This window comes from Rhizobium sp. 18055 (assembly GCF_902706285.1).
Lineage (GTDB): Bacteria > Pseudomonadota > Alphaproteobacteria > Rhizobiales > Rhizobiaceae > Rhizobium.
Genome location: NZ_CACSKD010000001.1, coordinates 64275 through 86706 on the forward strand (window position 1 = coordinate 64275; position 22432 = coordinate 86706).

Annotated in this window: 23 protein-coding genes and 1 riboswitch; of the genes, 18 read left to right on the forward strand and 5 right to left on the reverse strand. The window is 60.2% G+C overall.

Annotated features, from left to right (window positions below; all coding sequences use genetic code 11):
* Positions 1–17: 17 nt before the first annotated feature.
* Positions 18–1073, forward strand: a complete 1056-nt coding sequence (locus tag GVL52_RS00310; protein WP_160003267.1) for an AraC family transcriptional regulator — start codon at positions 18–20, stop codon at positions 1071–1073.
* Between the two features lie 31 nt (positions 1074–1104).
* On the opposite strand, the gene GVL52_RS00315 is transcribed toward GVL52_RS00310, so the two are convergent.
* Positions 1105–2355, reverse strand: coding sequence for a D-amino acid dehydrogenase (locus GVL52_RS00315; RefSeq protein WP_160003268.1), 1251 nt, complete (start codon positions 2353–2355; stop codon positions 1105–1107).
* 27 nt (positions 2356–2382) lie between these two features.
* Positions 2383–3501, reverse strand: coding sequence for an alanine racemase (gene alr, locus GVL52_RS00320; RefSeq protein ID WP_160003269.1), 1119 nt, complete (start codon positions 3499–3501; stop codon positions 2383–2385).
* 80 nt (positions 3502–3581) lie between these two features.
* On the opposite strand from alr, the gene GVL52_RS00325 reads away from it, so the two are divergent.
* From GVL52_RS00325 to GVL52_RS00345, 5 genes are all read left to right on the forward strand, one after another.
* Positions 3582–4091, forward strand: a complete 510-nt coding sequence (locus GVL52_RS00325) for an Lrp/AsnC family transcriptional regulator (RefSeq protein WP_160003955.1) — start codon at positions 3582–3584, stop codon at positions 4089–4091.
* A gap of 100 nt (positions 4092–4191) precedes the next feature.
* Positions 4192–5094 carry a glycosyltransferase family 25 protein gene (locus GVL52_RS00330; RefSeq protein ID WP_244619047.1) on the forward strand — a complete coding sequence of 301 codons (903 nt, stop codon included), beginning with the start codon at positions 4192–4194 and terminating at the stop codon, positions 5092–5094.
* 120 nt (positions 5095–5214) lie between these two features.
* Positions 5215–7131 (forward strand): nucleoside-diphosphate sugar epimerase/dehydratase, encoded by a 1917-nt coding sequence (locus GVL52_RS00335; RefSeq protein ID WP_160003270.1) that lies wholly within the window; start codon positions 5215–5217, stop codon positions 7129–7131.
* A 40-nt stretch (positions 7132–7171) separates the two neighbouring features.
* Positions 7172–8107, forward strand: a complete 936-nt coding sequence (locus GVL52_RS00340; protein WP_160003271.1) for an NAD-dependent epimerase/dehydratase family protein — start codon at positions 7172–7174, stop codon at positions 8105–8107.
* A 1-nt stretch (position 8108) separates the two neighbouring features.
* Positions 8109–8687, forward strand: coding sequence for a sugar transferase (locus GVL52_RS00345; RefSeq protein WP_160003272.1), 579 nt, complete (start codon positions 8109–8111; stop codon positions 8685–8687).
* Between the two features lie 83 nt (positions 8688–8770).
* On the opposite strand, the gene GVL52_RS00350 is transcribed toward GVL52_RS00345, so the two are convergent.
* The gene (locus GVL52_RS00350; protein ID WP_244619048.1) at positions 8771–10132 is read right to left on the reverse strand and encodes an O-antigen ligase; all 1362 of its coding nucleotides are present in this window, start codon (positions 10130–10132) and stop codon (positions 8771–8773) included.
* Between the two features lie 314 nt (positions 10133–10446).
* Complete coding sequence (locus tag GVL52_RS00355) at positions 10447–10737, reverse strand: hypothetical protein (protein ID WP_244619049.1); 291 nt, start codon at positions 10735–10737, stop codon at positions 10447–10449.
* 267 nt (positions 10738–11004) lie between these two features.
* Here GVL52_RS00355 and GVL52_RS00360 point away from each other — a divergent pair, with 267 nt between their 5' ends.
* The 6 genes from GVL52_RS00360 (at position 11005) to GVL52_RS00385 (ending at position 15803) form a co-directional block, all read left to right on the forward strand.
* Positions 11005–11448 carry a helix-turn-helix domain-containing protein gene (locus tag GVL52_RS00360; RefSeq protein WP_160003959.1) on the forward strand — a complete coding sequence of 148 codons (444 nt, stop codon included), beginning with the start codon at positions 11005–11007 and terminating at the stop codon, positions 11446–11448.
* Between the two features lie 4 nt (positions 11449–11452).
* Positions 11453–13297: a peptide antibiotic resistance protein gene (locus GVL52_RS00365; protein ID WP_160003273.1), complete on the forward strand. Its 1845-nt coding sequence runs from the start codon at positions 11453–11455 to the stop codon at positions 13295–13297.
* A 21-nt stretch (positions 13298–13318) separates the two neighbouring features.
* Entirely contained in the window at positions 13319–13534 is a 216-nt protein-coding gene (locus GVL52_RS00370; RefSeq protein ID WP_160003274.1) for a hypothetical protein, read from the forward strand.
* A gap of 51 nt (positions 13535–13585) precedes the next feature.
* Positions 13586–14740, forward strand: coding sequence for a YcaO-like family protein (locus GVL52_RS00375; RefSeq protein ID WP_160003960.1), 1155 nt, complete (start codon positions 13586–13588; stop codon positions 14738–14740).
* On the forward strand, positions 14737–15432 hold the full coding sequence (locus GVL52_RS00380) for a TfuA-like protein (protein ID WP_160003275.1): 696 nt from the start codon (positions 14737–14739) through the stop codon (positions 15430–15432). The genes GVL52_RS00375 and GVL52_RS00380 overlap by 4 nt, the downstream gene beginning before the upstream one ends.
* Before the next feature lie 113 nt (positions 15433–15545).
* A complete protein-coding gene (locus tag GVL52_RS00385) occupies positions 15546–15803 on the forward strand; it encodes a hypothetical protein (protein WP_160003276.1) in 258 nt (85 codons plus the stop codon).
* Positions 15804–15831: 28 nt separating this feature from the next.
* Here the strand turns inward: GVL52_RS00385 and GVL52_RS00390 are convergent, their stop codons facing one another.
* Complete coding sequence (locus GVL52_RS00390; protein ID WP_160003277.1) at positions 15832–16302, reverse strand: GNAT family N-acetyltransferase; 471 nt, start codon at positions 16300–16302, stop codon at positions 15832–15834.
* 442 nt (positions 16303–16744) lie between these two features.
* Positions 16745–16856, forward strand: a riboswitch (TPP riboswitch).
* Between the two features lie 92 nt (positions 16857–16948).
* Here GVL52_RS00390 and thiC point away from each other — a divergent pair.
* The 6 genes from thiC to GVL52_RS00420 all read left to right on the forward strand — a co-directional run bounded on the left by thiC (position 16949) and on the right by GVL52_RS00420 (position 22404).
* Entirely contained in the window at positions 16949–18775 is a 1827-nt protein-coding gene (gene thiC / locus GVL52_RS00395; RefSeq protein WP_160003278.1) for a phosphomethylpyrimidine synthase ThiC, read from the forward strand.
* A gap of 1 nt (position 18776) precedes the next feature.
* Positions 18777–19751, forward strand: coding sequence for a glycine oxidase ThiO (gene thiO / locus GVL52_RS00400; protein ID WP_160003279.1), 975 nt, complete (start codon positions 18777–18779; stop codon positions 19749–19751).
* Positions 19748–19945, forward strand: coding sequence for a sulfur carrier protein ThiS (thiS, locus tag GVL52_RS00405; RefSeq protein ID WP_160003280.1), 198 nt, complete (start codon positions 19748–19750; stop codon positions 19943–19945). The genes thiO and thiS overlap by 4 nt, the downstream gene beginning before the upstream one ends.
* A 3-nt stretch (positions 19946–19948) precedes the next feature.
* The gene (locus GVL52_RS00410) at positions 19949–20722 is read left to right on the forward strand and encodes a thiazole synthase (RefSeq protein ID WP_160003281.1); all 774 of its coding nucleotides are present in this window, start codon (positions 19949–19951) and stop codon (positions 20720–20722) included.
* Entirely contained in the window at positions 20719–21351 is a 633-nt protein-coding gene (locus GVL52_RS00415; RefSeq protein ID WP_160003282.1) for a thiamine phosphate synthase, read from the forward strand. Before GVL52_RS00410 ends, GVL52_RS00415 begins: the two co-directional genes overlap by 4 nt.
* Positions 21352–21504: 153 nt before the next feature.
* The gene (locus GVL52_RS00420; RefSeq protein WP_160003283.1) at positions 21505–22404 is read left to right on the forward strand and encodes a hypothetical protein; all 900 of its coding nucleotides are present in this window, start codon (positions 21505–21507) and stop codon (positions 22402–22404) included.
* Positions 22405–22432: the final 28 nt, after the last annotated feature.

A 22432-nucleotide genomic window follows, 5' to 3' on the forward strand; every position in this document is an offset into this window, starting at 1 on the left:
GCCATCTGTTGCAAGCGATGACAGAATTGCTTCTGTGTTTCGGCCAGTTTTGCGATAATGAGGCGTGCGTGATCGATACGGATCGACGGATGATTGCCCCCGGCTTTGTCGAGGAAGCGCTGGAAAGCCTGCGGCATCGCGGGAAGCCGACAGCGCCTGTGCTTGCACGTGTCGGCCTGCCGCGGGTCATCGACCAGTACGTCTCGGCAGAACTCTACGGTGCGCTGTGGCTGGCGATTGCTGCCGAACTCGATGACGAGTTCTTCGGTATGGGCGCGCGGCCGATGCGCAGCGGAAGTTTCACGCTGCTTTGCCATTGCGTCCTGCATGCCGGCACGCTCGGTCAGGCGTTGCGCCGGGCCTTGCGCTTTCTCGATGTTGTTCTCGACGATCCGCGGGGCGAATTGCTTGTCCGCGACGGGTTGGCGCAAATCGAATTGAAGGATGCCGGCGTGCCGCGGTCGGCGTTTGCCTACCGGACATACTGGATCATAATCCATGGGATCGCCTGCTGGTTGGTGGGCCGGCGCATTCCCATCCGCGTGGTCGATTTCCGGTGCGCGGAGCCGGAGCAGGGCGCTGACTATCGCCTGTTCTTTGGCGCGCCGGTGCATTTCGACCAGCCGATCAGCCGGCTCGGCTTCGACAGTGCCATGCTTGATCTGCCGATTTCACGCACCGAGCAGGCGCTGAGGCAATTTTTGCGCGGTGCTCCAGCTAACATATTGGTGCGTTATCGCCACGATGCCGGCGTGGCGGCAGGTGTGCGCCGGCGCCTTTTGCGGGTGCCGCCGAAAGCGTGGTCGGGCTTCGCAGGTCTTGCCAGCGAGATGCATATGAAGCCCTCGACGCTTCGCCATCGACTTCACGACGAAGGCCAAAGTTACGCGACCATAAAGGACGATATTCGCTGCGGTCTCGCCACGGACATGCTGACCAATACCAAGGGTTCAATCGGCGATATCGCCGCCGAGCTCGGCTATTCCGAGCCGAGTGCGTTCTTTCGGGCGTTTCGAAAATGGACGGGTAAAACGCCGGACGAATTCCGCCGGCACAGCCGGACAACGGAGTAACGCCCAGCGTTGCACTGCCGGCGACCTAAGATCATCGGTAGCGGGCAAGCGCGAGGTCGCCGGCGTCGATATCAGCCTTCCTGCCGCTGACAATATCCGTCAGGACCCGCGCCGAGCCCGTGCTCATCGTCCATCCGAGCGTGCCATGTCCCGTATTGAGGAAAAGATTGCCGATATTGGTCGCGCCAATGACAGGTGTGCCGTCCGGCGTCATCGGCCTAAGCCCGGACCAATAGTTGGCTGCCTTGAGATCGCCGCCGGGGAACAGATCCGTCACCGAATGCTCCAGCGTGCGGCGGCGCGCAGGGCCAAGATCATTGGTGTAGCCGGAGATTTCAGCCATGCCGCCGACGCGAATGCGGTCGCCGAGGCGGGTGATGGCGATCTTGTAGGTCTCGTCCATCACTGTGGATTCAGGAGCCCGCGAAGCATCGGCGATCGGGATGGTCAGAGAGTAACCCTTGACCGGATAGACAGGCAGCTTGATGCCGAGCGGCTTCAGCAGCAGCGGGGAATAGCTGCCGAGTGCGACGACGATGGCATCGGACGCGACAATCCCGCGCTCCGTCACCACGCCTTTGGCTTGCCCGGCCTCGACTTCGATGCCCTGGATCGTCCGTCCGAAATCGAAGGTCACACCCATCCCCGTGCAGGCCGCTGCCAGAGCATTGGTGAACTTGAAGCAATCGCCGGTCTCGTCCTTCGGCGTCAGCAGGCCGCCGACGATCTTGTCGCTGACGTGGCGCAGCGCAGGCTCGATACGGATGCAGCCTTCGCGGTCGAGCACTTCGTAAGGAATGCCATCGGCGGCCAGCGCCTTGACGTCCTTGGCGGAGGCATCGAGCTGGGCTTGCGTACGAAACAGCTGCAGCGTGCCCTGCATGCGCTCGTCATAGGCAATGTTGCTCTCGGCCCTCAGTTCGGCCAGCGATAGCCGGCTGTAATCGGCAAGTCGCAACATGCGCGACTTGTTGACGGCGTAGCGCTCCGAGGTGCAATTGGCGAGCATCCGGACCATCCAAGACAGCATCGCGTAGTCCACTTTGGGACGCAGGATGAGCGGTGCATGCTCCATGAACAGCCATTTCAGGGCCTTCTGCGGGATGCCGGGCGCTGCCCATGGGGAACAATATCCGAAGGAGACTTCACCGGCATTGGCAAAACTCGTTTCGAGTGCCGGGCCAGTCTGGCGATCGATGACGGTGACCTGATGTCCGGCTTTCGCCAGGTAATAGGCACTGGTGACGCCGATAACGCCGGCGCCGAGAATAGTCACTTTCATGGTTGCCCCTGTTATGAATGCTTTTTGTCAGATGTATTGGCGATGATAGCGTTGGCCGAGTCCAGTAAGAATTTCATAGGAGATTGTACCGGCATCGACCGCGATCTCCTCCAGAGCCTGGTCCGGCCCGATCAGCTCGACCAGACTGCCAAGCCCGAGCGCGCCTTCGGGCAGCGACGAGATATCGATCGTCATGCTGTCCATGGAGACGCGGCCGATGATCGGCAGGCGTTTTCCCATCGCGAAGGCCGCACCACGATCGCTGAGGCTCCTCGGAAGCCCGTCGGCATACCCCGCCGCAAGCGTCGCCAGGCGCATCTCGGTCGCAGCCCGGTGGCTGCCGCCGTATCCTATCAGCGTACCGGCAGGCACGGTGTGGGTCTGGATGACCCGAACGCTCAATTGCACGACCGGCTTCATGGGATTGGCAGCGCCATCGCTGGCGGCGCCACCGTAGACCGCGATGCCTGGGCGCACCATATCGCCATGGAAATCGCTGCCGAGAAGGACGCCACCGGAATTGGCAAAGCACAGCTTCGTGTCAGGGAAACGCGCGGCGAGCGCCTGCATGGCCGCAAGCTGTGCAGCATTTTGCTGGTTGAGGCTCTCATCAGCGCTGGCGAGGTGGCTCATGATGAATTGTACGTCGATATTGCGCAGCAGCTTCCGATCCTCAAGCAGCGCTGCAGCATCTTCTGGACCCAGTCCAAGTCGCGACATGCCGGTGTCGAATTGGAGAACGGCAGGCAGGCGCGCGCCATGTCGCTCGGCGGCGGCAGACCAGTTGCTCAGCTGCGTCATGGAATTGATGACGGGAATAATCCCGTGCAGGGCAGCATAGGGTTCGCCGCCCGGCATCAGCCCGTTCAAAACGAAGATTTTGGCGTCACGCGGCAGATGCCTCTTGAGGTTCTTCGCCTCGAGGAGGTGTGCCACGAAGAAATGCCGGCAGCCTGCCGCAGCCAATGCGGGGGCAACGCGATCGGCGCCCAGGCCATACGCATTGGCCTTGACAACCGCGCCGCAGACCGCCGGAGCGGCGCGGCCGGCAAGCCACCGGTAATTTGCCTGCAGAGCCTGCAGATCGATCGAAAGAATGCCCGACAGCGCGTCTTCACCGATATCGTTTGCGACGCTGGCGTCCATTGCGGTCTCCTGATGGCCTCAGGGACGAGGATAGCGAAACAATCGAGCAATATCCCGCTGATAATCTCACCATTATTGCAATGAGTTCGTTTTTACGAAATAATCCAGCGTCAAATGAAGGATTATTGCGCGTGGCTCTCGATGCAATCGACCGAAATATTGTCCGTCAGCTAAGGCTGAATGCCCGGATCGCCAACACTGCGCTGGCCACCGAAGTCGGCCTCTCACCGTCGGCCTGCCTGCGCCGGATCGCAAGGCTGGAAAACACCGGCCATATCAGAGGCTACACGGCATTGATCGGCACGTCGGATAGCGACGATGCTCTGGCTGTGATCGTCAACATCACCCTGGACCGGCAGACGGAGGAGCACCTGAACAGGTTCGAGGCTGCTATCCGCAAACATCCGGAGATCCAGGAGTGTTTTTTGATGACCGGCGGATCTGATTATATTCTGAAAGTGGAGGTCGAAAGCGCACGGGACTTTGAGCGGATACACAAGGACATCCTCTCGACGTTGCCGGGAGTGGCTCGAATCCATTCGAGCTTTTCGATTCGCGATGTGCTGAAGCGGCGCGCGCGAAAGGGATAGGCCATTTCGAGAGACAGCCGTCTGAACAGTGCCTGTCCGATCCGGCGAGAACCCGCTCGTGGTGTTAATCCTTGCGTGTACCTCGGAGACATACTAATCGGTGCAGCGTTCTCTTCTCGGTTTGCGCCGGTCTATCGCGCGGTTTACGAGCCATCTGATTTTACAATCTCTGGAGTTCGCCATGCGAGATTCACAACCTGATGCTGACGGGCCAAGGCAAGACGTCCTGCCCGGCGGCCTCGCAGGGACCGCCGTGGTGGCCGGCTTGAAAATCGTATCCTACGTCATCAATCTGGATCGTTCGATCGACCGATGGCACCATATACGCGATCAGGCCAATCGCCTGGGTCTTGTTGTCGAACGGGTAGCCGGCGTCGATGCACAAAAGATCGGCCCGTTGGAGCAACTGAACTACAACAAGAAGGCCTTTGTCCGCGGCAATGGCCGCCCGATGCTTCCCCAGGAGCATGGTTGCTATCTCGCGCATCTCAAAGCGCTGCAGACCTTTCTAGCGAGCGACGCCCAATGCGCCGTCATCATGGAAGATGACGTGGAGTTGGCAGGGGATCTCTTTGACCGTGTGAAGGCGATCCACGAAACCGCGCCGTATGCCGACGTCACAAAGCTGTTGAACCACCGCGCAGTGATGTTTCGCAAGACAGCGCAGACGACTGCCGGCGACCTGATTGGCAAGTGTGCATTTGGTCCTCAGGGATCGGCGGCCTGCTATCTCGTTACCCGTCAGGGAGCGGAACAACTTCTCATTGCGCTGAGGGAGATCAGATTTCCCTTCGACATCGCGCTTGAAAGAGCCTGGGCGACGAAGGTCAGGGTTTATACGGTCAAGGATAATGTCCTCAATCTCTCCGTCAGGGCGCTTGACAGCCAGATCGCCGATCGCGCGCGCTACAGATCGATCAAGCTGCGCGGCTACAAGCGAATTCCTACTCACATCTTTCGTGTCGTAGAGCTTGTCCGACGGGTAAAGTATTCATTGACATGAGATCGTGTTCATCGTTTCACACTTCGGTGCATCGAGTATCGGACCGGGTTCTCGAAAACACATGGTTTGCAACCGCCGTTGCTGTCTGCCTGGGTGATGAATTGAACGCGAGTGCGCTCTATGTTTGAACGATATGTTGGGCAAGTTCTTGCGCTGCCGCGGCCCGCCAAGCGGCTCATCGCTCTGCTGTTCGATGCTTGCCTGTGCATTTTGACGGTGTGGTTTGCCTTTTGCTTCCGGTTCAATGATTGGTATGCCCTGTCGGGGGTCCAGTTCCTGACAATTCCGGTTTCGCTGTTGATCGCGTTGCCGCTGTTCATCACGTTCGGGCTTTATCGGGCGATTTTTCGCTTCATGGGCTGGGCCGCGTTTTCCACGGTCATCAAATGCGTGGTGATCTACGGTCTGGTCTACATGGTGATCTTCACCATCATCAGCGTACCGACCATTCCCCGGACGGTCGGTATCCTGCAGCCAATGCTGCTTCTGCTGGCCGTCGGTCTCTCGCGCTTTGTTGCCCGGTATTTCCTCTACGATGCCTACAGCGAAATCCTTGGCGAAGGCGCTCAGATCCGCACGCTGGTCTATGGCGCCGGTTCGCAGGGGCGGCAACTGGTCAGCGCTCTCGGCCACTCCGCAGAGTTTAAGGTCGTCGGCTTCCTCGATGATGACGCCGGCCTGAAAGGCATGTCCCTCAACGGCGTGAAGATCTACAGCCCGGATCGCATCGAGCAGATTTGCAAAGACCTGGAGATCCGCACGGTTCTTCTTGCTCTCCCACAGATTGACCGGAGCCGCCGCAACGAGATCCTCGAGCGCCTGCGTGCGGCACGCGTTGCCGTGCGCACGGTACCGGACATCGGTGCATTGGCGACGGGGCAAGCCCAGTTGACCGATCTGCAGGAGCTCGATGTCGAGGATCTTCTCGGCCGTGTCGCTGTTCGGCCAAATCTGGACCTGCTTGAGCAGAATGTCCGCGACCGGATCGTTCTCGTGACCGGGGCGGCAGGGTCGATCGGCAGCCAGTTGTGTCGGGAAATTGCCAAGCTGCAGCCAAAGGCCCTGCTGTTGCTCGACCAGAACGAGTTTGGCATCTACTCGCTGCAGAGTGAACTGGCCGGTGATGATGGCGAGCCACCATTTCCGATCGTTCCGCTGCTGGCCGACGTCTGCGACGAGCAGCGCATCAACACCATTGTCGAGACGTGGAAGCCCGCCACCATCTATCACGCGGCGGCCTACAAACACGTTCCGTTGGTCGAGCAGAACCCAGCCGAGGGCGTGAAGACCAACGTCTTCGGAACGCTTGTCGTCTCGAACGCAGCCTTGGCCGCCAAGGTTGACCGGATGATTCTGGTCAGCACCGACAAGGCCGTCAGGCCAACGAACGTGATGGGCGCGACCAAGCGGCTTGCGGAAATGATCTTGCAGGCGCTTGCCGAACAGCACCCCGGCACCACGTTTTCCATGGTTCGGTTCGGAAACGTCCTGGGGTCATCAGGTTCGGTCGTTCCGCTCTTTCGCCAGCAGATCCGCCGGGGCGGCCCGATTACGCTGACCCATACCGAGATCACGCGCTTCTTCATGACCGTACCCGAGGCCGCCCAGCTGGTGATCCAGGCCGGTGCCATGGCGACCGGCGGCGATGTCTACCTTCTCGACATGGGTGAGCCGGTCAAGATCATCGACCTCGCACGCCGTATGGTCGAGCTGTCTGGCATGACAGTTCAGGACGAGCAAAATCCGGTTGGTGATATCAGTATCGTCACCACCGGCCTCAGACCCGGCGAGAAGCTCTATGAAGAGCTTCTGCTGAACGACAATCCAGAAACGACCGACCACCCAAAGATCAGACGGGCGCGGGAGCAGTTCTTGGCGTGGCCGGAATTGTCTTCGAAGCTGGGTGCGCTTTCCGAGATGGCGAGGGATGGCGACGCCAGGCGTTTGAAGGAGGCATTGGGCGAGCTGGTGCCAGGCTACAGTCCGCTGGAGCGCGTCGTTGATCTTGTCTCGCTACGGCAGGAGGTGTCGTGGTAAGCGCCGACGAATGCGATGCAGCGTATCTGCGGAGCTCAAAATGTTCCTGATCACGGGAGCAAACGGCTTTGTCGGCAGCGGCCTGCAGCAGACGCTGCAGCAACATGACCTTCCGTTCCGGGCGGCGAGCAGACGCGCTGGAGATAACCTGTGTGCCGTCGGCGACATAGATGCGAACACCGATTGGTCGGCTGCCCTTGATGGGATCGATGTCGTCGTCCACCTCGCCGCGGTCAACCAGAACGTTGTCGAGGGATCGCCTGCCGTTCTTGAAGCCTATCGAAAGGTCAATGTTGACGGCACGATGAACCTCGCGAGACAGGCCGCAGCCGCCGGTGTCCGACGATTTGTTCTCGTCAGTTCCATCAAGGCAAATGGCGAAGCGACATCACCGGGCAGGCCGTTTGCCGCCGCGGATACACCCGATCCGCAGACGGACTACGGTACCACGAAGCTCGAGGCCGAGCAGCGGTTGCACGCATGGTCCCGCGATAGCGACATGGACGTGGTTGTTATCCGCCCGCCACTGGTTTACGGCCCCGGCATGCGCGGCAGCTTTGATGCACTTGTGGGGCTTGTCCGCCGTGGTTTGCCATTGCCGTTTGGCTCCATCCGCAACCGGCGATCGATGGTCTATCTCGAGAACCTGACCGACCTCATCGTCACGACAGCCATTCATCCTGACGCTGCCGGCGGTACGTTCATCGCAGGCGATGGACAGAGCCCATCGACGCCGGAACTGCTGCGGCTCATCGCGGCGGCCATCGGAGCGCCTATGCGCCTGTTGCCGTTTCCACCGGTTCTGCTGGAAGCGGCAGCCCGTCTGGTCGGTAAACAGGATCTGGTATATCGCCTTACGCGCTCGCTCGAAGTCGATATATCGGAAAACAAGGCGCGGCTTGGATGGACACCTCCGTTTGAAATGCGCGAGGGACTATCCCGTACGTTGGGCGCAAAGCTCGCCTCGGGACAATGAAATGGCAGGCAAGGTGAACCAGTTGATCAAAAGGCTCTTCGATTTGTGCGCGGCATTTGGCGGCCTTGTTGTCCTGTCTCCGGTATTGCTCGTGCTGACCATCATGATCAGGCGGTCATCGCCTGGTGGCGCCTTCTTCCTGCAGAAGAGGGTTGGCATGAACGAGGTGCCGTTCACCTGCATCAAATTTCGATCGATGGCCGCCGGAACGCCAAATGTCGGATCACATGATGCCGCAGAAGCCTGGATAACGCCCATCGGCAAGACGCTGCGCGCCTATAAGCTCGATGAACTGCCGCAGTTGTGGAATGTGTTGACCGGCGATATGAGCCTGGTGGGGCCGCGGCCTTGCCTGACAACACAGGCTGAAGTCATCGCCGCCCGACGAGCCAGGGGTGTGTTCGCCGTTCGGCCAGGGATAACCGGCCTTGCACAAATCGCCGGCATCGACATGTCGACACCGGAAAAACTTGCGAAGGCTGACGCTGAGTATGTCAGAACTGCAAGCCTCTGGCACGATGTGTGGATGATTGTCGGCTCCGTGATGGGCAAGGGCAAGGGCGACGCCGCGCTCAAATAAGCGACGGGCCGCATCCGCTTTTCGAGCAGGCCAGCAGAAAACTGCCGGGCGCCCCGGTTCTGCCCTGTCGGTCGATCTTCCCTTTACGAGCCAGCGTTGACGGTCAACGGTGCGTGCGCATTCAATCGAGTGCCGGCTCTGGTGAGCCGCATATTGCACCAGCATGCAAACGCCGAACTCACCAGCGACAAGCTCTCGCCAAGCGCCAGCCGATTGTTGGAATTGCTGAGCAAGGTCAGCGCAAAGAAGAAAATGCAGACGAGATAGGTGTGCATTGCCGCGCGAGGGATAACGCCTTGACGATACGCCTTGCAGACCGAGAAAATCAGGCTGGCAAGAATGATTGCCATGACGAAGGCGCCGAATAGGCCGAAACGGACAAGAATTTCGAGATAGCCGTTGTGAAGCAAGGTGTAGGGGACGCCCGTATAGCGTGCCTCATGCCAGCGGTCCAGCCACTCATTCCCCCATCCGAAGATGGGCGCGGACGAAAAAACCTCCCAACCGTTTGACCACAACTGCAGTCGCTCGTCCATGGCTACCGGCGTGGCTCCAGATCCGATTGTCTGCGCCACCGTGTGGCCGACCTGATTGCCGCCGAAAACGCCGTGAACCATCGAAACTGCGGCTTGCAATGTGGGGCCCGCGGTTTGGGCGAGGTTGTCACGGACGAGGTATATTCCCGCCACCAGCAAAATACCCGCGCAGCCGATAGCCAGCGCCCCGGCACGCAGCTTGATGTACCGCAGGGTGATCAATCCCAGAATGGGAAGGGTAATCACCATCGCCAGCCACACACCTTTTGACTTCGCGCCATAGATCGCGATCAGACAGAGAAGCAAAACCAATGGCGCTACGACATAGGCAAAACGGGCGAACTGCCTGCTGCTGTCCTGCTGCTTTATATAGTGGAGCAGCCAGAACGTCGCGGCAATGGCGATCAAGCCGCAGGCGACGGCGCCATGGATCTGGTTGTGCATGATCAACGGTCGAACGGCGACGCCGCTGGCGATCTCGCCCGCATCAAGCGAAATGGTCACCGCGAGCATCATCAATGCTGTCGCAAAGAAGACGGCGATGATCTTCTCCATCTCGCTTTCATAGAGCGCGAAGGCGACGCCGAGAATCGGGAAGAACAGCGGGAAGGCGTAGAGCCAGTCAGATCCGCCAAGGTCATGCTGTGAGGTGGTGAAATAGATGAACGCAAAACGAAGGAGCACATAGCTGCCCCATCCGATGCAAAGCCAACCCAGCCAGTTGGTCCGCGGTCGCGCCGGCTCCTTCAGATAGTAGAACAGGGCGATAAAGGCGAGCAATGCCGATGCGTAGCGATAGGTGTCGCTCTCCACCAGCAACGGGGACGCGGCCAGCAGCCAGCACAGGCTGCCGAACACTTTGAGAAAGGGGCTCATGCCGCTGGCGGCAACTTTGAAAGAAAGATTCAAGACTGGTTTTTTCCGTGCGCGTGATTTGCGTCGATGCCGACGGCCGCCATCGTCGAAGCATGACTTTGGGCAAGGCCGTCGCAGGCATCCCAGAGTTATTTATCAAATCCATATTTACGAAAATAATGTGGCGGGCAAGGCTTGCGAAGACAAATACGCCGCCAAATAGCAGTGCCGCCCTGAGGTTGCATGCGGGCATTGTGGATAACCGAGGGGCGTTTTGCAGCGGATGACGGCGGAGGCATCAGCGACAGATGCCAATCCTGGTGTAATTCTCGGCAGTTCCGCCGCCGGCCCCTTCAAACGCATTCGTCTCAGTGCGTTGCGCGGTTCTTCTTTGAAATCGTCAAAATATAATCGTCTGCAACGTCGGCGATCGCCATGGCAATCTCAGCTGGCGAAAACTCGACATGCTGCTCGCCGAAAATCATCTTGTGAACTGCTTCTTCGATCTGCTGCCGGCATGCCGACAAGCGGTCGGCGTGACTAATTTCTATCTCAGGCACTTGCATGTGTTTTATCCCCGAATATGCTGCGCTGTAGCAACGTCTCGCGTCTGATTGCTCACCGGCAACGACCGCAAACGCGACCGCGGCCACACGCATGCCCCAATCTGCTCGCCATAGTATAGTGAGGAGGACGCATTGTTTGCGTGAAATCGCCGTGACACTATTTAAAGTGGTTTATCTCGCGCGTTACTCCTCATGGAATAGTTGCGATTTCCGCGGATAGCAGTCGGGTTATCCACCGTTTGCTCAACGCCAAAGACCAAAACGCCAAGAATTTTGTTTTGCGCTTTACTTTTAGTTGCATTTCTTCTCGGCGTCATCATTATGCACTGTGAATTCCTAATATTGCAGGCGGGGGACGCCATGAAGGCGAAATCTACGAACGCGATCGATGGCTATGTCGGGGAGCGGGTAAGGCTCCGGCGCAAGATGCTGGGCATGAGCCAAGCCAGCCTGGCAGAAGCCCTTGGCATAACATTTCAGCAGATACAAAAATACGAAAAGGGCATCAACCGCATCGGGGCCAGCAGGCTTCTGCGAATGGCCGAGATTTTCGGTGTCCAGGTCGGCTTCTTCTTCGACAATGGCGTGACGGCTGCCGGTGACGACAGTCTGCGGCCGGAAACGGACGCCGTGGCGGTTTTCATGGCATCGAAAGAGGGCCTGGCGCTCGGCAAGGCCTTCATCGCGATAGAAGACCCCAATGTTCGCCAAAAGTTGCTTGCCCTGACGCGAAGTCTTGGCTCCTCTGGTATCGTTGTGATTGAGCGCGATGGCCTGGACCAGGCGCAAATCGAAGGAGCATAGACCGGTGTATCATCTGCAGACATTCGGCGATCTGCAATTGACCGATGCAAACGGCGATGCCGTTCGCTATCCGGCCAAGGGTCTTCAGATGATGGCCTATCTCTATACGCTTAAAGATCATGTGCTCAGCCGCCACGAGTTGGCGTCGTTTCTATGGGCTGATGCGGATGCAGAGCTGGCGGGCCTAAACCTGCGCAAGCTGATATCGCGCATTCGCGCCTTGGATGGCGACCAAATCGCGCCGCCTTTGGAGATCACCTCGACGGCTATTCGGCTGGTGACTGCGGTGGTGGAGACTGACCTGCAGGTTCTGACGTCATCTGGTGCTCCGATGATACGGCTGGAGGCAATCAGTGTGCTTCTGCAACGTGGCTTCCTGGCTGGCGCGCGCGCAACCACAAAGCCGATAGAGGAATGGATCACACGTCAGAGCGTGGATCACAGGCTGATTTTGCGAGAGGCGCTTTTGCAGGCTGTGCCGGTTGCCGAGGGCGCGGACGATTTTCGCCTGCTGTCGGGTGCCGGTCTTTTCCTTCTTGAGAAGGACCCTGACGATGAGCCTGTGCGTACCATGCTCCGCAAATTTCCGGGTGGAGCCGGTCTTAGCGAAGGCGGAGAAAGACCCACACCGCTCACACTTTATCCGGCGTCGGCTCGTGCGGACTTTGTCCCAGCCGCGGAAGTCCCAATTGATCTGACGCGCGCCGCACCGCCCCCCCGGCTGGTTCTGTTGCCGCCGACGGCCGAGGGCAATGCGCCTGGACTGCCGCTTGCGCGCGCGCTCGTCGAAGATGTAACGATAGAACTCTGCGCGCTGAGAAACATTTCCGTGGTTGCGCCGCACACTGCCGAGCAAATTCGCCGCGACGCCGATAAATCGACGGTCGTGGCCCGTCATTCGATTGCTTATCTCCTTGATACCAAACTGTCGGGCGAGGGGCTTTACGCACAACTGGTCTATTTCCCGACGGATGAAATCCTCTGGGCAAGTCGCTTTCCGATGACGCAGGAGACCCTGCCTCTGCAGCGGCGTATGATCGCGCAGCGTCTGACGTTTTCCGTCGCGCAGGAATTGGCGAAGAACGAAGCGTCCCGTTTGAACATGGAGGCCGATCCGCAAGCCTACCACGCGTATCTGGTGGGAGCGAGTTTGATGGGCAAGCTGACTTTGCCTCATATCCGCAGAGCGCGATCGGCGTTCAAGGAAGCGCTGCGCCACAACCATGACTTTGCGCCAGCCTTCACCGGGCTGTCGCGAACATACACCAGCGAGTGGCTTGTGACGGCGCAGGGCGATCCGGAACTGCTGCGCGCGGCCGAAATTAATGCGATGAAGGCGATCGAACGGGACGGCGGATCGGCGGGGGGTCATCGAGAACTGGGTGTAACAAAGCTCTATCTTGGCGACGTGGATGAGAGCGTCGCGGCGCTCAGTCTCGCGGAGGATCTGAGCCCGCATTTTGCCGATGTCATCTACAGCCACGCCGACACGCTGGTGCATGCCTCGCGTCCGGGGGACGCGCTGGCAAAGATAGAGAAGGCGATGTCGCTTAATCCGATTTCGCCTGATGCCTATCTCTGGTGCGCGGCTGGGGCGAGCTTCTTTCTTGAACAATATGACCGGGCCATCGGCTATGTCGATGCCATGAAGGACAAGGCGCCGGCCCATCGGATCGCTGCTGCCGCGTGCGCCATGGCGGGTGATCGAAAACGGGCGCAAGTGTTCCGGCAGCGCGCCAATGCACTGAACCCGGTCTTCGACTTGGAAAAGTGGTTGGCTGTTGTTCCCTTCAAGGAACAATGGCAGAAAGATCTCTATCGTGAGGGCCTGTTACGGGCCGGTTTTTGAGAACAGATTGGGGGAATCGACATGGCAGATGTAGTGGTTTTTGGTGTTGCCGGAGAGACTGATCTCTGGATTGCCGATATGAAGGCGGGCACAGTCAATCGCCTAGACGCAATCACGGGCGATTTGGCTCAGGCAGCGGGCCTGCGGAAGTTTGGCGGGGCGTTTGTCAAAGACGTGGATTTCGCCATTGCGGTATCCTCAGCCAAAGAGGTCTTCGCCGGGCACGTTGTCGGCTGAAGTCTCATTCTGACGTTCCTTCCTGAAGGCGCCAGCTATTCGGACCGGATCATCTCCGCGTCCGAAACGCTGTCCCGCGTCATGCCGCTATTGCCCGATTTCGGCGTGACACGTGTTGCGCGGCACACGGGGCTTGATCGTATAGGCATACCGGTCTGGTGTGCCTATGCGCCGAATGCCCACTCAATCGTCGTCGCGCAAGGCAAGGGTCTCGGCGACGAAGACGCCAAGGTCTCGGCGGTGATGGAGGCATTGGAGCGGGCCGTCGCTGCACGGCCCTGCGTAGACATTATCTCTGGCACTGCAGGGACGCTGCAGGCTACGGGGCATCGCGTGGCCCTGTTGAACTCCCTGATTGGTCTGCACAAGGCTGATATCGGCCTGGACGAACAGATCGAATGGGCCCGTGCCAGGGAACTGCTGTCCGACACCCCCGTCTATGTCCCAATAGAGGCTGCCTGTCTCGACCAAACGCGCGATGCCCGATTCTGGATGTCCTCGGACGGGCTCGCTTCCGGAAACAGCATTGAGGAAGCGACACTGCATGGCGTGCTTGAGCGTATCGAGCGCGACGCGCATGTCCTGTGGCAAATTGGACGTGATATGACCAGGCATTCTCGCTGCGTGGACCCAAGGGGATACGGCGACCCTGCGATCGACGATCTGGTTGCGAAGATCGACACGGCCGGTCTCGCTCTTCGTCTGTTCGACATCACCAGCGATATTGCCATTCCATGTTTCACCGCGTTGCTGGCCCCGTCGAACGTCCTGTCCGATCCGGATGTACGCTTCGTGGAAGTCACCGGCGGGAGTGGCGCGCATCCTTCTCCAGTGCGGGCCGCGATACGTGCGGTGACCGAGGCCATTCAGTCGCGGTTGACCTATATCAGTGGCGCCAGGGACGATATCACGCCGCAGACCTTCCAGACGCCGCTGCCAGCGCAGACCCGGCAGGCGTTTGCCGCTATTCCGCTGCCGCCGGCGCCATCGCTATCTCAGGAGCCGCTGTCGTTGCCGCTGCTTTTGGCGCACACGCTCGATCGTTTGCGCAATGTCGGCATCGATCTGGTTGCTGCCCTGCCACTGAGCGATCCGATTCTGCCTTTCAGCGTCGTCAAGGTTTTCATACCAGCCCTCGAGAGCCCCGACGGTCAACGCGCGCGCCGCTATGGCAGCCGTGCAATCTCCAAGGCGCTGATGTCATGAAGATCCTGTTCGTCGGGCCAAGCCTGCCGGACGCCCGGCTTTTGGTTGAGGGCCAGAATATCCAGATCGCCGGTCCCGCAGTTCAGGGCGATGTCGCGGCGGCGGTGAGACGTGGCGCGACCGCGATCGGCATCGTCGATGGTGGGTTTGAGTACACGGCCCCGGTTCGTCACAAGGAAATCCTGTTCGCGCTGTCACAAGATGTTGCCGTCTATGGCGCGGCAAGCATGGGAGCTTTGCGCGCGGCCGAATGCAAGGCATTCGGCATGATCGGGGTCGGGCGGATCTTCCATGACTACGATAGCGGCATCATTGTCGATGATGCCGATGTTGCGCTGCTGCATGCACCGGCCGAACTTGGATACAGGAGCCTGACGCTGGCACTGGTCAACGTCCGCGCGACTTTGGACGGGCTTGAACAAACCAACCGGCTTGCGCATGACGCCCGTATCCTGATCGAAACGTCAGCCAACCATATCTTTTTCAAGGATCGAACATGGCGGTCGGTGGTCGATAACTGCGCGGCGTTTGGCAGTGCGCAAAAAGCGGAGCTTGTGGCACTTTTGCGAGCCGGCGCCATCGACCAGAAGCGTGTCGATGCACTGTCTCTGATCGAGGTGCTCCAAGCCGCCGGCGGTCATCGCCCTGAACATGAGCGGTCTTGGCACTTCAATGAGACATTTCAGATGTAGCGACTGCTGGCCAAAGCGCATTGGCCCGGCGCACTCTTAAGTTGTTTCACGCTTTATTCACGGGCGTATAGCGGGTTGGTCCCATATGTTGTTTTCAGTTGGGGAGAATACATATGAGCGCGATGTCTGAAAGAGATGAAGACGGCAGCGGGCGCAATGCGCGGTCTGTGGATGATATGAAGGAGCTGGCGGCACTTGCACGCTTGATCACATATGCCAGATGCGCGGCCGAAGATGTGGAACTGGTTGGCGCCATGCATTGGCTTGAGCTTGCGATCCAGGCGGTCAACCGCGAAATCCTCGATTCCCCGAACACGGAAATCGCGGGGCCTTATCTCAGCGCGACGATTGCGAGCAGGAAAACCCACTGACGAAAGTCGCCCGATTGATTTCGGGAAATCAGCTGTGCTGCGGCGCGATTTCGCCGTGCAGGCGCTTGATGTAAACCCTGAGCGTTTCGGACTGATGATAGCCGTTCGCGCTATAGTAGTCGGCAACGCCACCGACACGTCTTGAAACCAGCCAGATCTGGCGATTGTTGTTCTTCAACGCTTCCTGCTCGACCTGCAACAGCAGGGCCGATCCGATTCCCATGCGCTGATATTGCGGCAGGATGGCAATCTCGGAGATGTGCAGGCCGCTGCCGTGTGCGGTGGTATGCGGCAAGGCGAAAACGAACCCGATCAACGCCTCTCCATCCACGGCGGCAAATCCGACATAACCAGGGGTGCCGGTCAGTTCCTCTAACCGCGCCGTGGCGTTTTCGATGCTCCAGCGCTCCTCCCACGGAGGTTCGGCATAAGCCTGGATAATGATGCTTCCGCTGCGGACGGCCTCCGCAGAACCAATTCGTCTGACGCTAACGGGCATACGGACCTGCTACTGAACCAACTGACTGTCGAGGCTAACCCGAACAATTAATCACGGGCGCTGCCGCAGATGTTGTGACTTCGACGTGACACGCGTTTTGCGGGAATTGAACGATGCCTGCATTGCAGGCGCGTGCATGAGCAGGCTGCCCAAAACGTCGGCAATATAGACCTCATCGGTTTCACCTGGCTCGTTTCAGCGGATTTTTCTTTCGGCGCTCAGGCAGCGCGTATACCGATCGAGCAAATCCACAATGTCTACCAAGTGCCAACGGAGCTGCAGCTGAAGTAGTGCTGCAGGCAGGGATGTCGCTGGTGCAGCTCGCCTCGAGAAGAAGCATTAACTTATATCTATAACATGCTGTTATTGATGACTAAACGGCTAGAACAATCCACAATTTCGGGATGGCTTGACAACTGCCGCGGCGACGCTCTACCCTTTTCGCATTCACCAGGGGAGTCCCGGCAAGGGGCTGAGATACTGCTATCGCGCGCAGTGACCCTATGAACCTGATCCAGTTCATACTGGCGTAGGGACGGTGCAAGCGCTCGGCAGGTTGCGGATCCACGCGTGGAATCCGTGCCGGCGTCTTTTCATCCTTCCGGCTGATGACTGGGTCTCCAAACGCAAACTTGGAGCCTCAACCATGACGATTGCCGCAAAGAGCCTCACACCGACAGTCACCACCGGCCCGCTGCCGGCCTCCCGCAAGATCTACATCCCCGGTGACATCCACCCCGATATCCGCGTGCCGATGCGCGAAATCAGCCTGCACCCGACCTCCGGCGAACCGCCGGTCGTGGTCTATGATTCCTCCGGCCGCTACACCATCGACGGCGCCGACATCCTGATCGAGCAGGGCCTTCCATCGCTTCGCCGCGACTGGACGCTCGCCCGCGGCGATGTCGAAGCCTATGACGGTCGCCATGTGCGGCCTGAGGATAACGGCTTTGCCAGCGGCGAACGGCTGACACCCGAATTTCCCGGCAAACGCCAGCCGCTGCGCGCCAAACCCGGCAAAGCCGTCACCCAGCTTGCCTATGCCCGCGCCGGCATCGTCACGGCGGAGATGGAATTCATCGCCATCCGCGAAAACCTTGGCCGCAAGGCGCAGATCGAAGCCAGGGTCCGTGACGGCGAAAGCTTTGGCGCCCATATCCCCGATCACGTCACGCCGGAATTCGTCCGCCAGGAAGTGGCCGCCGGCCGCGCCATCATCCCCGCCAACATCAACCACCCTGAAGCCGAGCCGATGATCATCGGCCGGAATTTTCTGGTGAAGATCAACGCCAATATCGGCAATTCCGCCGTCACCTCGTCGATGGCCGAAGAGGTCGAGAAGATGGTCTGGGCGGCCCGCTGGGGTGCCGATACGGTAATGGATCTCTCCACCGGCCGCAACATCCACAACATCCGCGAATGGATCATCCGCAACTCGCCGCTGCCGATTGGTACCGTGCCGCTCTACCAGGCGCTGGAGAAGGTCGAGGGCATTGCCGAGAACCTGACCTGGGAGGTCTACCGCGACACGCTGATCGAGCAGGCCGAACAGGGCGTCGATTATTTCACCATCCACGCCGGCGTGCGGCTTCACTATATCCCGCTGACCGTCAACCGGATGACCGGCATCGTGTCGCGCGGCGGCTCGATCATGGCCAAGTGGTGTCTGCATCATCACCGCGAAAGCTTCCTCTACGAACACTTCGAAGAGATCTGCGATATCTGCCGGGCCTATGATGTCTCCTTCTCGCTCGGCGACGGCCTGCGCCCCGGCTCGATCGCCGATGCCAACGACGCTGCCCAGTTTGCCGAACTGGAAACCCTTGGCGAGTTGACCAAGATCGCCTGGGCGAAGGACTGCCAGGTGATGATCGAGGGCCCCGGCCATGTGCCGATGCACAAGATCAAGGAAAACATGGACAAGCAGCTGGCCGTCTGCGGCGAGGCGCCGTTCTACACGCTCGGGCCGCTGACGACCGATATCGCCCCCGGCTACGACCACATCACCTCGGGCATCGGTGCAGCGATGATCGGCTGGTTCGGCACGGCGATGCTCTGCTACGTCACGCCGAAGGAGCATCTCGGCCTGCCGGATCGTAACGACGTCAAGACCGGCGTGATCACTTACAAGATCGCCGCCCACGCCGCCGATCTCGCCAAGGGTCATCCGGCCGCCCAGCTGCGCGACGACGCGCTGTCGCGCGCCCGCTTCGAATTCCGCTGGGAGGACCAGTTCAACCTCTCGCTGGACCCGGAGACCGCCCGCAGCTTCCACGACGAGACGCTGCCGAAGGAGGCTCACAAGGTCGCTCACTTCTGCTCGATGTGCGGCCCGAAGTTCTGTTCCATGCGGATCTCCCACGATATCCGCGCCGAAGCGCAGAAGGAGGGGCTGGATGCGATGGCGGCGAAGTATCGTGCAGGTGGTGATCTCTACATGGCGGTCGATGCTGCCAAGCAATCGGCCGACTGAGATGCATGTCCTTGTCAAAGGGGCCGGCGTTGCCGGCCTCACCGTCGCCCATGAACTCAGCACCTGCGGTACCGATGTGACGGTCGTCGATCCGCATCCTGCATCCGGCCGTGCAGCCTCATGGCTTGCCGGCGGCATGCTGGCGCCGTGGTGCGAGCGCGAAAGCGCCGATGAAGCCGTGCTCATGAAAGGTGAGGACGCGCCGGAACGCTGGGATGCGATACTGCCTGGAGAGGTGCACAAGCGCGGCACGCTGGTCGTCGCGCCGCCCCGCGACCACGCCGAGCTCAGGCGCTTCGCCAGCCGCACCACCGCGCACCAGTGGCTGGAGGAGCCTGATATCGCCAGGCTGGAGCCCGCCCTTGCCGGGCGCTTCCGGCAGGCCCTGTTCTTCCCCCGCGAAGCCCATCTCGATCCCCGCCGGGTGCTGACCCTGCTGCGCGACAAGCTGGCGACCGAGGGCGTGGAATTCGTGGACACGGCCCCGGACGAGCAAGACTTCGACGCCGTCGTCGATTGCACCGGTGCGGCGCGTATTGGCGAGACCGACCAGCTGCGCGGCGTACGCGGCGAAATGCTCTATCTGCGAACCGATGAGATCGACCTCGCAAGGCCGGTCCGGCTGCTGCACCCGCGCTTTCCCGTCTACATCGTCCCTCGTGGCCATGGGCTGTTCATGATCGGTGCGACGATGATCGAGACCGCATTCGACGGGCCCATTGCCGCCCGCTCGCTGATGGAGCTGCTGAATGCCGCCTACGCGCTGCATCCGGCCTTTGCCGATGCCACCGTGGTCGAGACCGGCGCCGGCATCCGCCCGGCCTTCCCGGATAATTTCCCAAGGGTCGCCCGGCACGGAAACCTGATCGCCCTCAACGGCCTCTACCGCCACGGCTTTCTGCTGGCGCCGGCCATGGCCGGGGAAGCGGCGGACCTCGTCTTCAATCGAAATGCTGCTGGAAGGAGTGCAGGATGAAACTGATCGTCAATGGCGAGCCACAGGAGACCACCGCCATGAGCCTGTCGGAGTTGCTGGGCCTGATGGAGTACGAGGGCGACTGGCTCGCGACCGCGGTCAACGGCGAACTGGTCCACCGCGAAGACCGGTCCGGCCATGCGCTGAACGACAACGACAGGATCGAGATCCTGTCGCCGATGCAGGGAGGCTGAACGATGCCGACCTTCTATGGAATCGACGTGACCTCATCGCTGCTGCTCGGCACCGCCCGCTATCCGTCACCGGCAATCCTGGCCGAGGCCGTCAGGCAATCGGCAACGGACATCGTGACCGTGTCGCTCCGCCGCGAGATGGCAGGCGGCCGCAGCGGTGGCGCATTCTTCGAGATGATCCGGGCACTCGGCGTTCGCGTCCTGCCCAACACCGCCGGCTGCCACGGCGTCTCGGAAGCCGTTTTGACGGCCAAGATGGCCCGCGAGGTGTTTGCCACCAACTGGATCAAGCTCGAAGTGATCGGCAATCACGACACGCTGCAGCCGGATGTGTTCGGCCTGGTCGAGGCGGCACGCATCCTTGTCGGCGAGGGTTTCGACGTCTTTCCCTACACCACCGACGACCTCGTCGTGGCCGAGCGATTGCTGGAGGCCGGTTGCAAGGTTTTGATGCCGTGGTGCGCGCCGATCGGCAGCGCTGCTGGGCCGCTCAATCCGATGGCGCTACGGGCCATGCGCGCCCATTTCCCCGACGCGCCGCTGATCGTCGATGCCGGTATCGGCCGGCCGTCGCATGCGACAGCCGTCATGGAACTCGGTTTCGATGCGGTGCTGCTGAACACTGCCGTGGCAGGTGCCGCTGATCCCGTCGCCATGGCAGCAGCCTTTGCCAAGGCCATCGATGCGGGCCGGCAGGCTTTCGGCGCCGGCATGATGGAGCCGCGCGACATGGCTGTGCCCTCGACGCCGGTTATCGGAAGGGCGGTGTTTGCATGAAACTCGATCCTTTCTACCTCATCGTCGACAGCACCGACTGGATTGCCCGGCTGGTGCCGCTGGGCGTAAAGCTGGTGCAACTGCGCATCAAGGAAAGACCGGTGCCCGCATTGCGCGCCGAGATCCGAGCGGCCAGGGTGATCTGCGCTGCGCATCAATGCCAGCTGATCGTCAACGACTATTGGCAGCTGGCGATCGAGGAGCGTTGCGATTTCGTGCATCTCGGCCAGGAGGATCTGGCCGTCGCCGATCTTGGTGCCATTCGATCCGCAGGTCTCAAGCTCGGTCTATCGACCCATGACGAAGCCGAACTTTTGACGGCTCTGGGGGCGGAGCCCGATTACATCGCGCTCGGGCCGGTCTATCCGACCATCCTCAAGCAGATGAAATGGGCACCGCAGGGGTTGGAACGCTTGCGGGAGTGGAAGCAACGGATCGGCAAGCTTCCGCTGGTAGCCATCGGCGGACTGAACCTCGACCGTCTCGACGGGGTCTTTGCAAGCGGCGCCAGCAGCGCTGCCGTCGTGACCGATATCACCTTGAACGCCAGCCCGGAATTGCGGACGCAGCAATGGCTCGCCGCCACCCAAACAGCACGCGGGGTGCCAGCGCCAAAGCCGCTCGCATGAGCTTGTCACCAATTCCTTCACGGCAATCAAGTGTCGCTCGGCCATCCGCATTCCCGCGCATAAGCCGCGTGCGGCAAATGATTAAACGCCGTTGGCGCGCGGGTTGTGATATGGCACAACGATCCTCATCGACCGACAGGAAACCTGTGAACTGTGACCATTGGACTTGCTCATGCTGAACTGATGGCTGTTCTGGCAGCCGTCACCGATAGCCAACCCAGGGTCATGACGGTAAAGGGCGGCGAGGCGCTGCCATCAGGGCCGTTCGAACTTGGCCATCGCACGTTGCAGAGCGGCCTTCGCGAGTGGATCCAGGAGCAGACCGGCCATCCCGTCGGCTATCTCGAGCAGCTCTATACGTTCGCCGATCGGGATCGCAACAATGACATTCTCGGCGGACGGACGATCTCGATCAGTTATCTCGGCCTTGTTCGGGAGCAGGCGGCGCTCGGGGGCGGGCGCCCTGGCTGGCACGGCTGGTATGAATATCTGCCATGGGAGGATATGCGCAACGGCCGTCCTGATGTTCTTGATGACGTCGTTGCGCAGTTGGGCGCGTGGGTTGAGGCGGACCGGCGCGATGTGTTCGAACGACGGCGCAGCGTCGATTTTCTGTTCGGCGTCGATCATGCCTGGAACGAGGATCTCGCGCTGCAGCGCTACGAGTTGCTGTATCAAGCCGGCCTCGTCAGCGAGGCAGTTCAGGCTTGCAGGGTGAATTTCGGGCGGCCGATGTTTGCCGATCACCGGCGCATTCTGGCGACCGGTATCGCGCGCTTGCGTGCCAAGATCAAATATCGCCCTGTGGTTTTCGAGGTCATGCCGGAGAATTTCACGCTGCTGCAGTTGCAGAAGGCGGTTGAGGCGCTTGCCGGTCTGTCGCTGCACAAGCAGAACTTCCGGCGCATGATCGAGCAGCAGGATCTGATCGAGGAAACAGGCGGGACATCCGACGATGCGCCGGGTCGTCCGGCGAAGATTTTCCGCTATCGCCGTGCCGTGCTGGAAGAGCGTGCCCTGTCGGGCTCAAGGCTGCCGATCTCCCGCAATTGACATAAACTCATATTGAGCATATATCGAC

Coding starts and splice junctions, on each gene's coding strand:
- GVL52_RS00310 (WP_160003267.1), top strand. CDS start 18: ATGACAGAATTGCTTCTGTGTTTCGGCCAGTTTTGCGATAATGAGGCG.
- GVL52_RS00315 (WP_160003268.1), bottom strand. CDS start 2,355: ATGAAAGTGACTATTCTCGGCGCCGGCGTTATCGGCGTCACCAGTGCC.
- alr (WP_160003269.1), bottom strand. CDS start 3,501: ATGGACGCCAGCGTCGCAAACGATATCGGTGAAGACGCGCTGTCGGGC.
- GVL52_RS00325 (WP_160003955.1), top strand. CDS start 3,582: ATGAGTTCGTTTTTACGAAATAATCCAGCGTCAAATGAAGGATTATTG.
- GVL52_RS00335 (WP_160003270.1), top strand. CDS start 5,215: ATGTTTGAACGATATGTTGGGCAAGTTCTTGCGCTGCCGCGGCCCGCC.
- GVL52_RS00340 (WP_160003271.1), top strand. CDS start 7,172: ATGTTCCTGATCACGGGAGCAAACGGCTTTGTCGGCAGCGGCCTGCAG.
- GVL52_RS00345 (WP_160003272.1), top strand. CDS start 8,109: ATGGCAGGCAAGGTGAACCAGTTGATCAAAAGGCTCTTCGATTTGTGC.
- GVL52_RS00355 (WP_244619049.1), bottom strand. CDS start 10,737: ATGCGTGTGGCCGCGGTCGCGTTTGCGGTCGTTGCCGGTGAGCAATCA.
- GVL52_RS00360 (WP_160003959.1), top strand. CDS start 11,005: ATGAAGGCGAAATCTACGAACGCGATCGATGGCTATGTCGGGGAGCGG.
- GVL52_RS00370 (WP_160003274.1), top strand. CDS start 13,319: ATGGCAGATGTAGTGGTTTTTGGTGTTGCCGGAGAGACTGATCTCTGG.
- GVL52_RS00380 (WP_160003275.1), top strand. CDS start 14,737: ATGAAGATCCTGTTCGTCGGGCCAAGCCTGCCGGACGCCCGGCTTTTG.
- GVL52_RS00385 (WP_160003276.1), top strand. CDS start 15,546: ATGAGCGCGATGTCTGAAAGAGATGAAGACGGCAGCGGGCGCAATGCG.
- GVL52_RS00390 (WP_160003277.1), bottom strand. CDS start 16,302: ATGCCCGTTAGCGTCAGACGAATTGGTTCTGCGGAGGCCGTCCGCAGC.
- thiC (WP_160003278.1), top strand. CDS start 16,949: ATGACGATTGCCGCAAAGAGCCTCACACCGACAGTCACCACCGGCCCG.
- thiO (WP_160003279.1), top strand. CDS start 18,777: ATGCATGTCCTTGTCAAAGGGGCCGGCGTTGCCGGCCTCACCGTCGCC.
- thiS (WP_160003280.1), top strand. CDS start 19,748: ATGAAACTGATCGTCAATGGCGAGCCACAGGAGACCACCGCCATGAGC.
- GVL52_RS00410 (WP_160003281.1), top strand. CDS start 19,949: ATGCCGACCTTCTATGGAATCGACGTGACCTCATCGCTGCTGCTCGGC.
- GVL52_RS00415 (WP_160003282.1), top strand. CDS start 20,719: ATGAAACTCGATCCTTTCTACCTCATCGTCGACAGCACCGACTGGATT.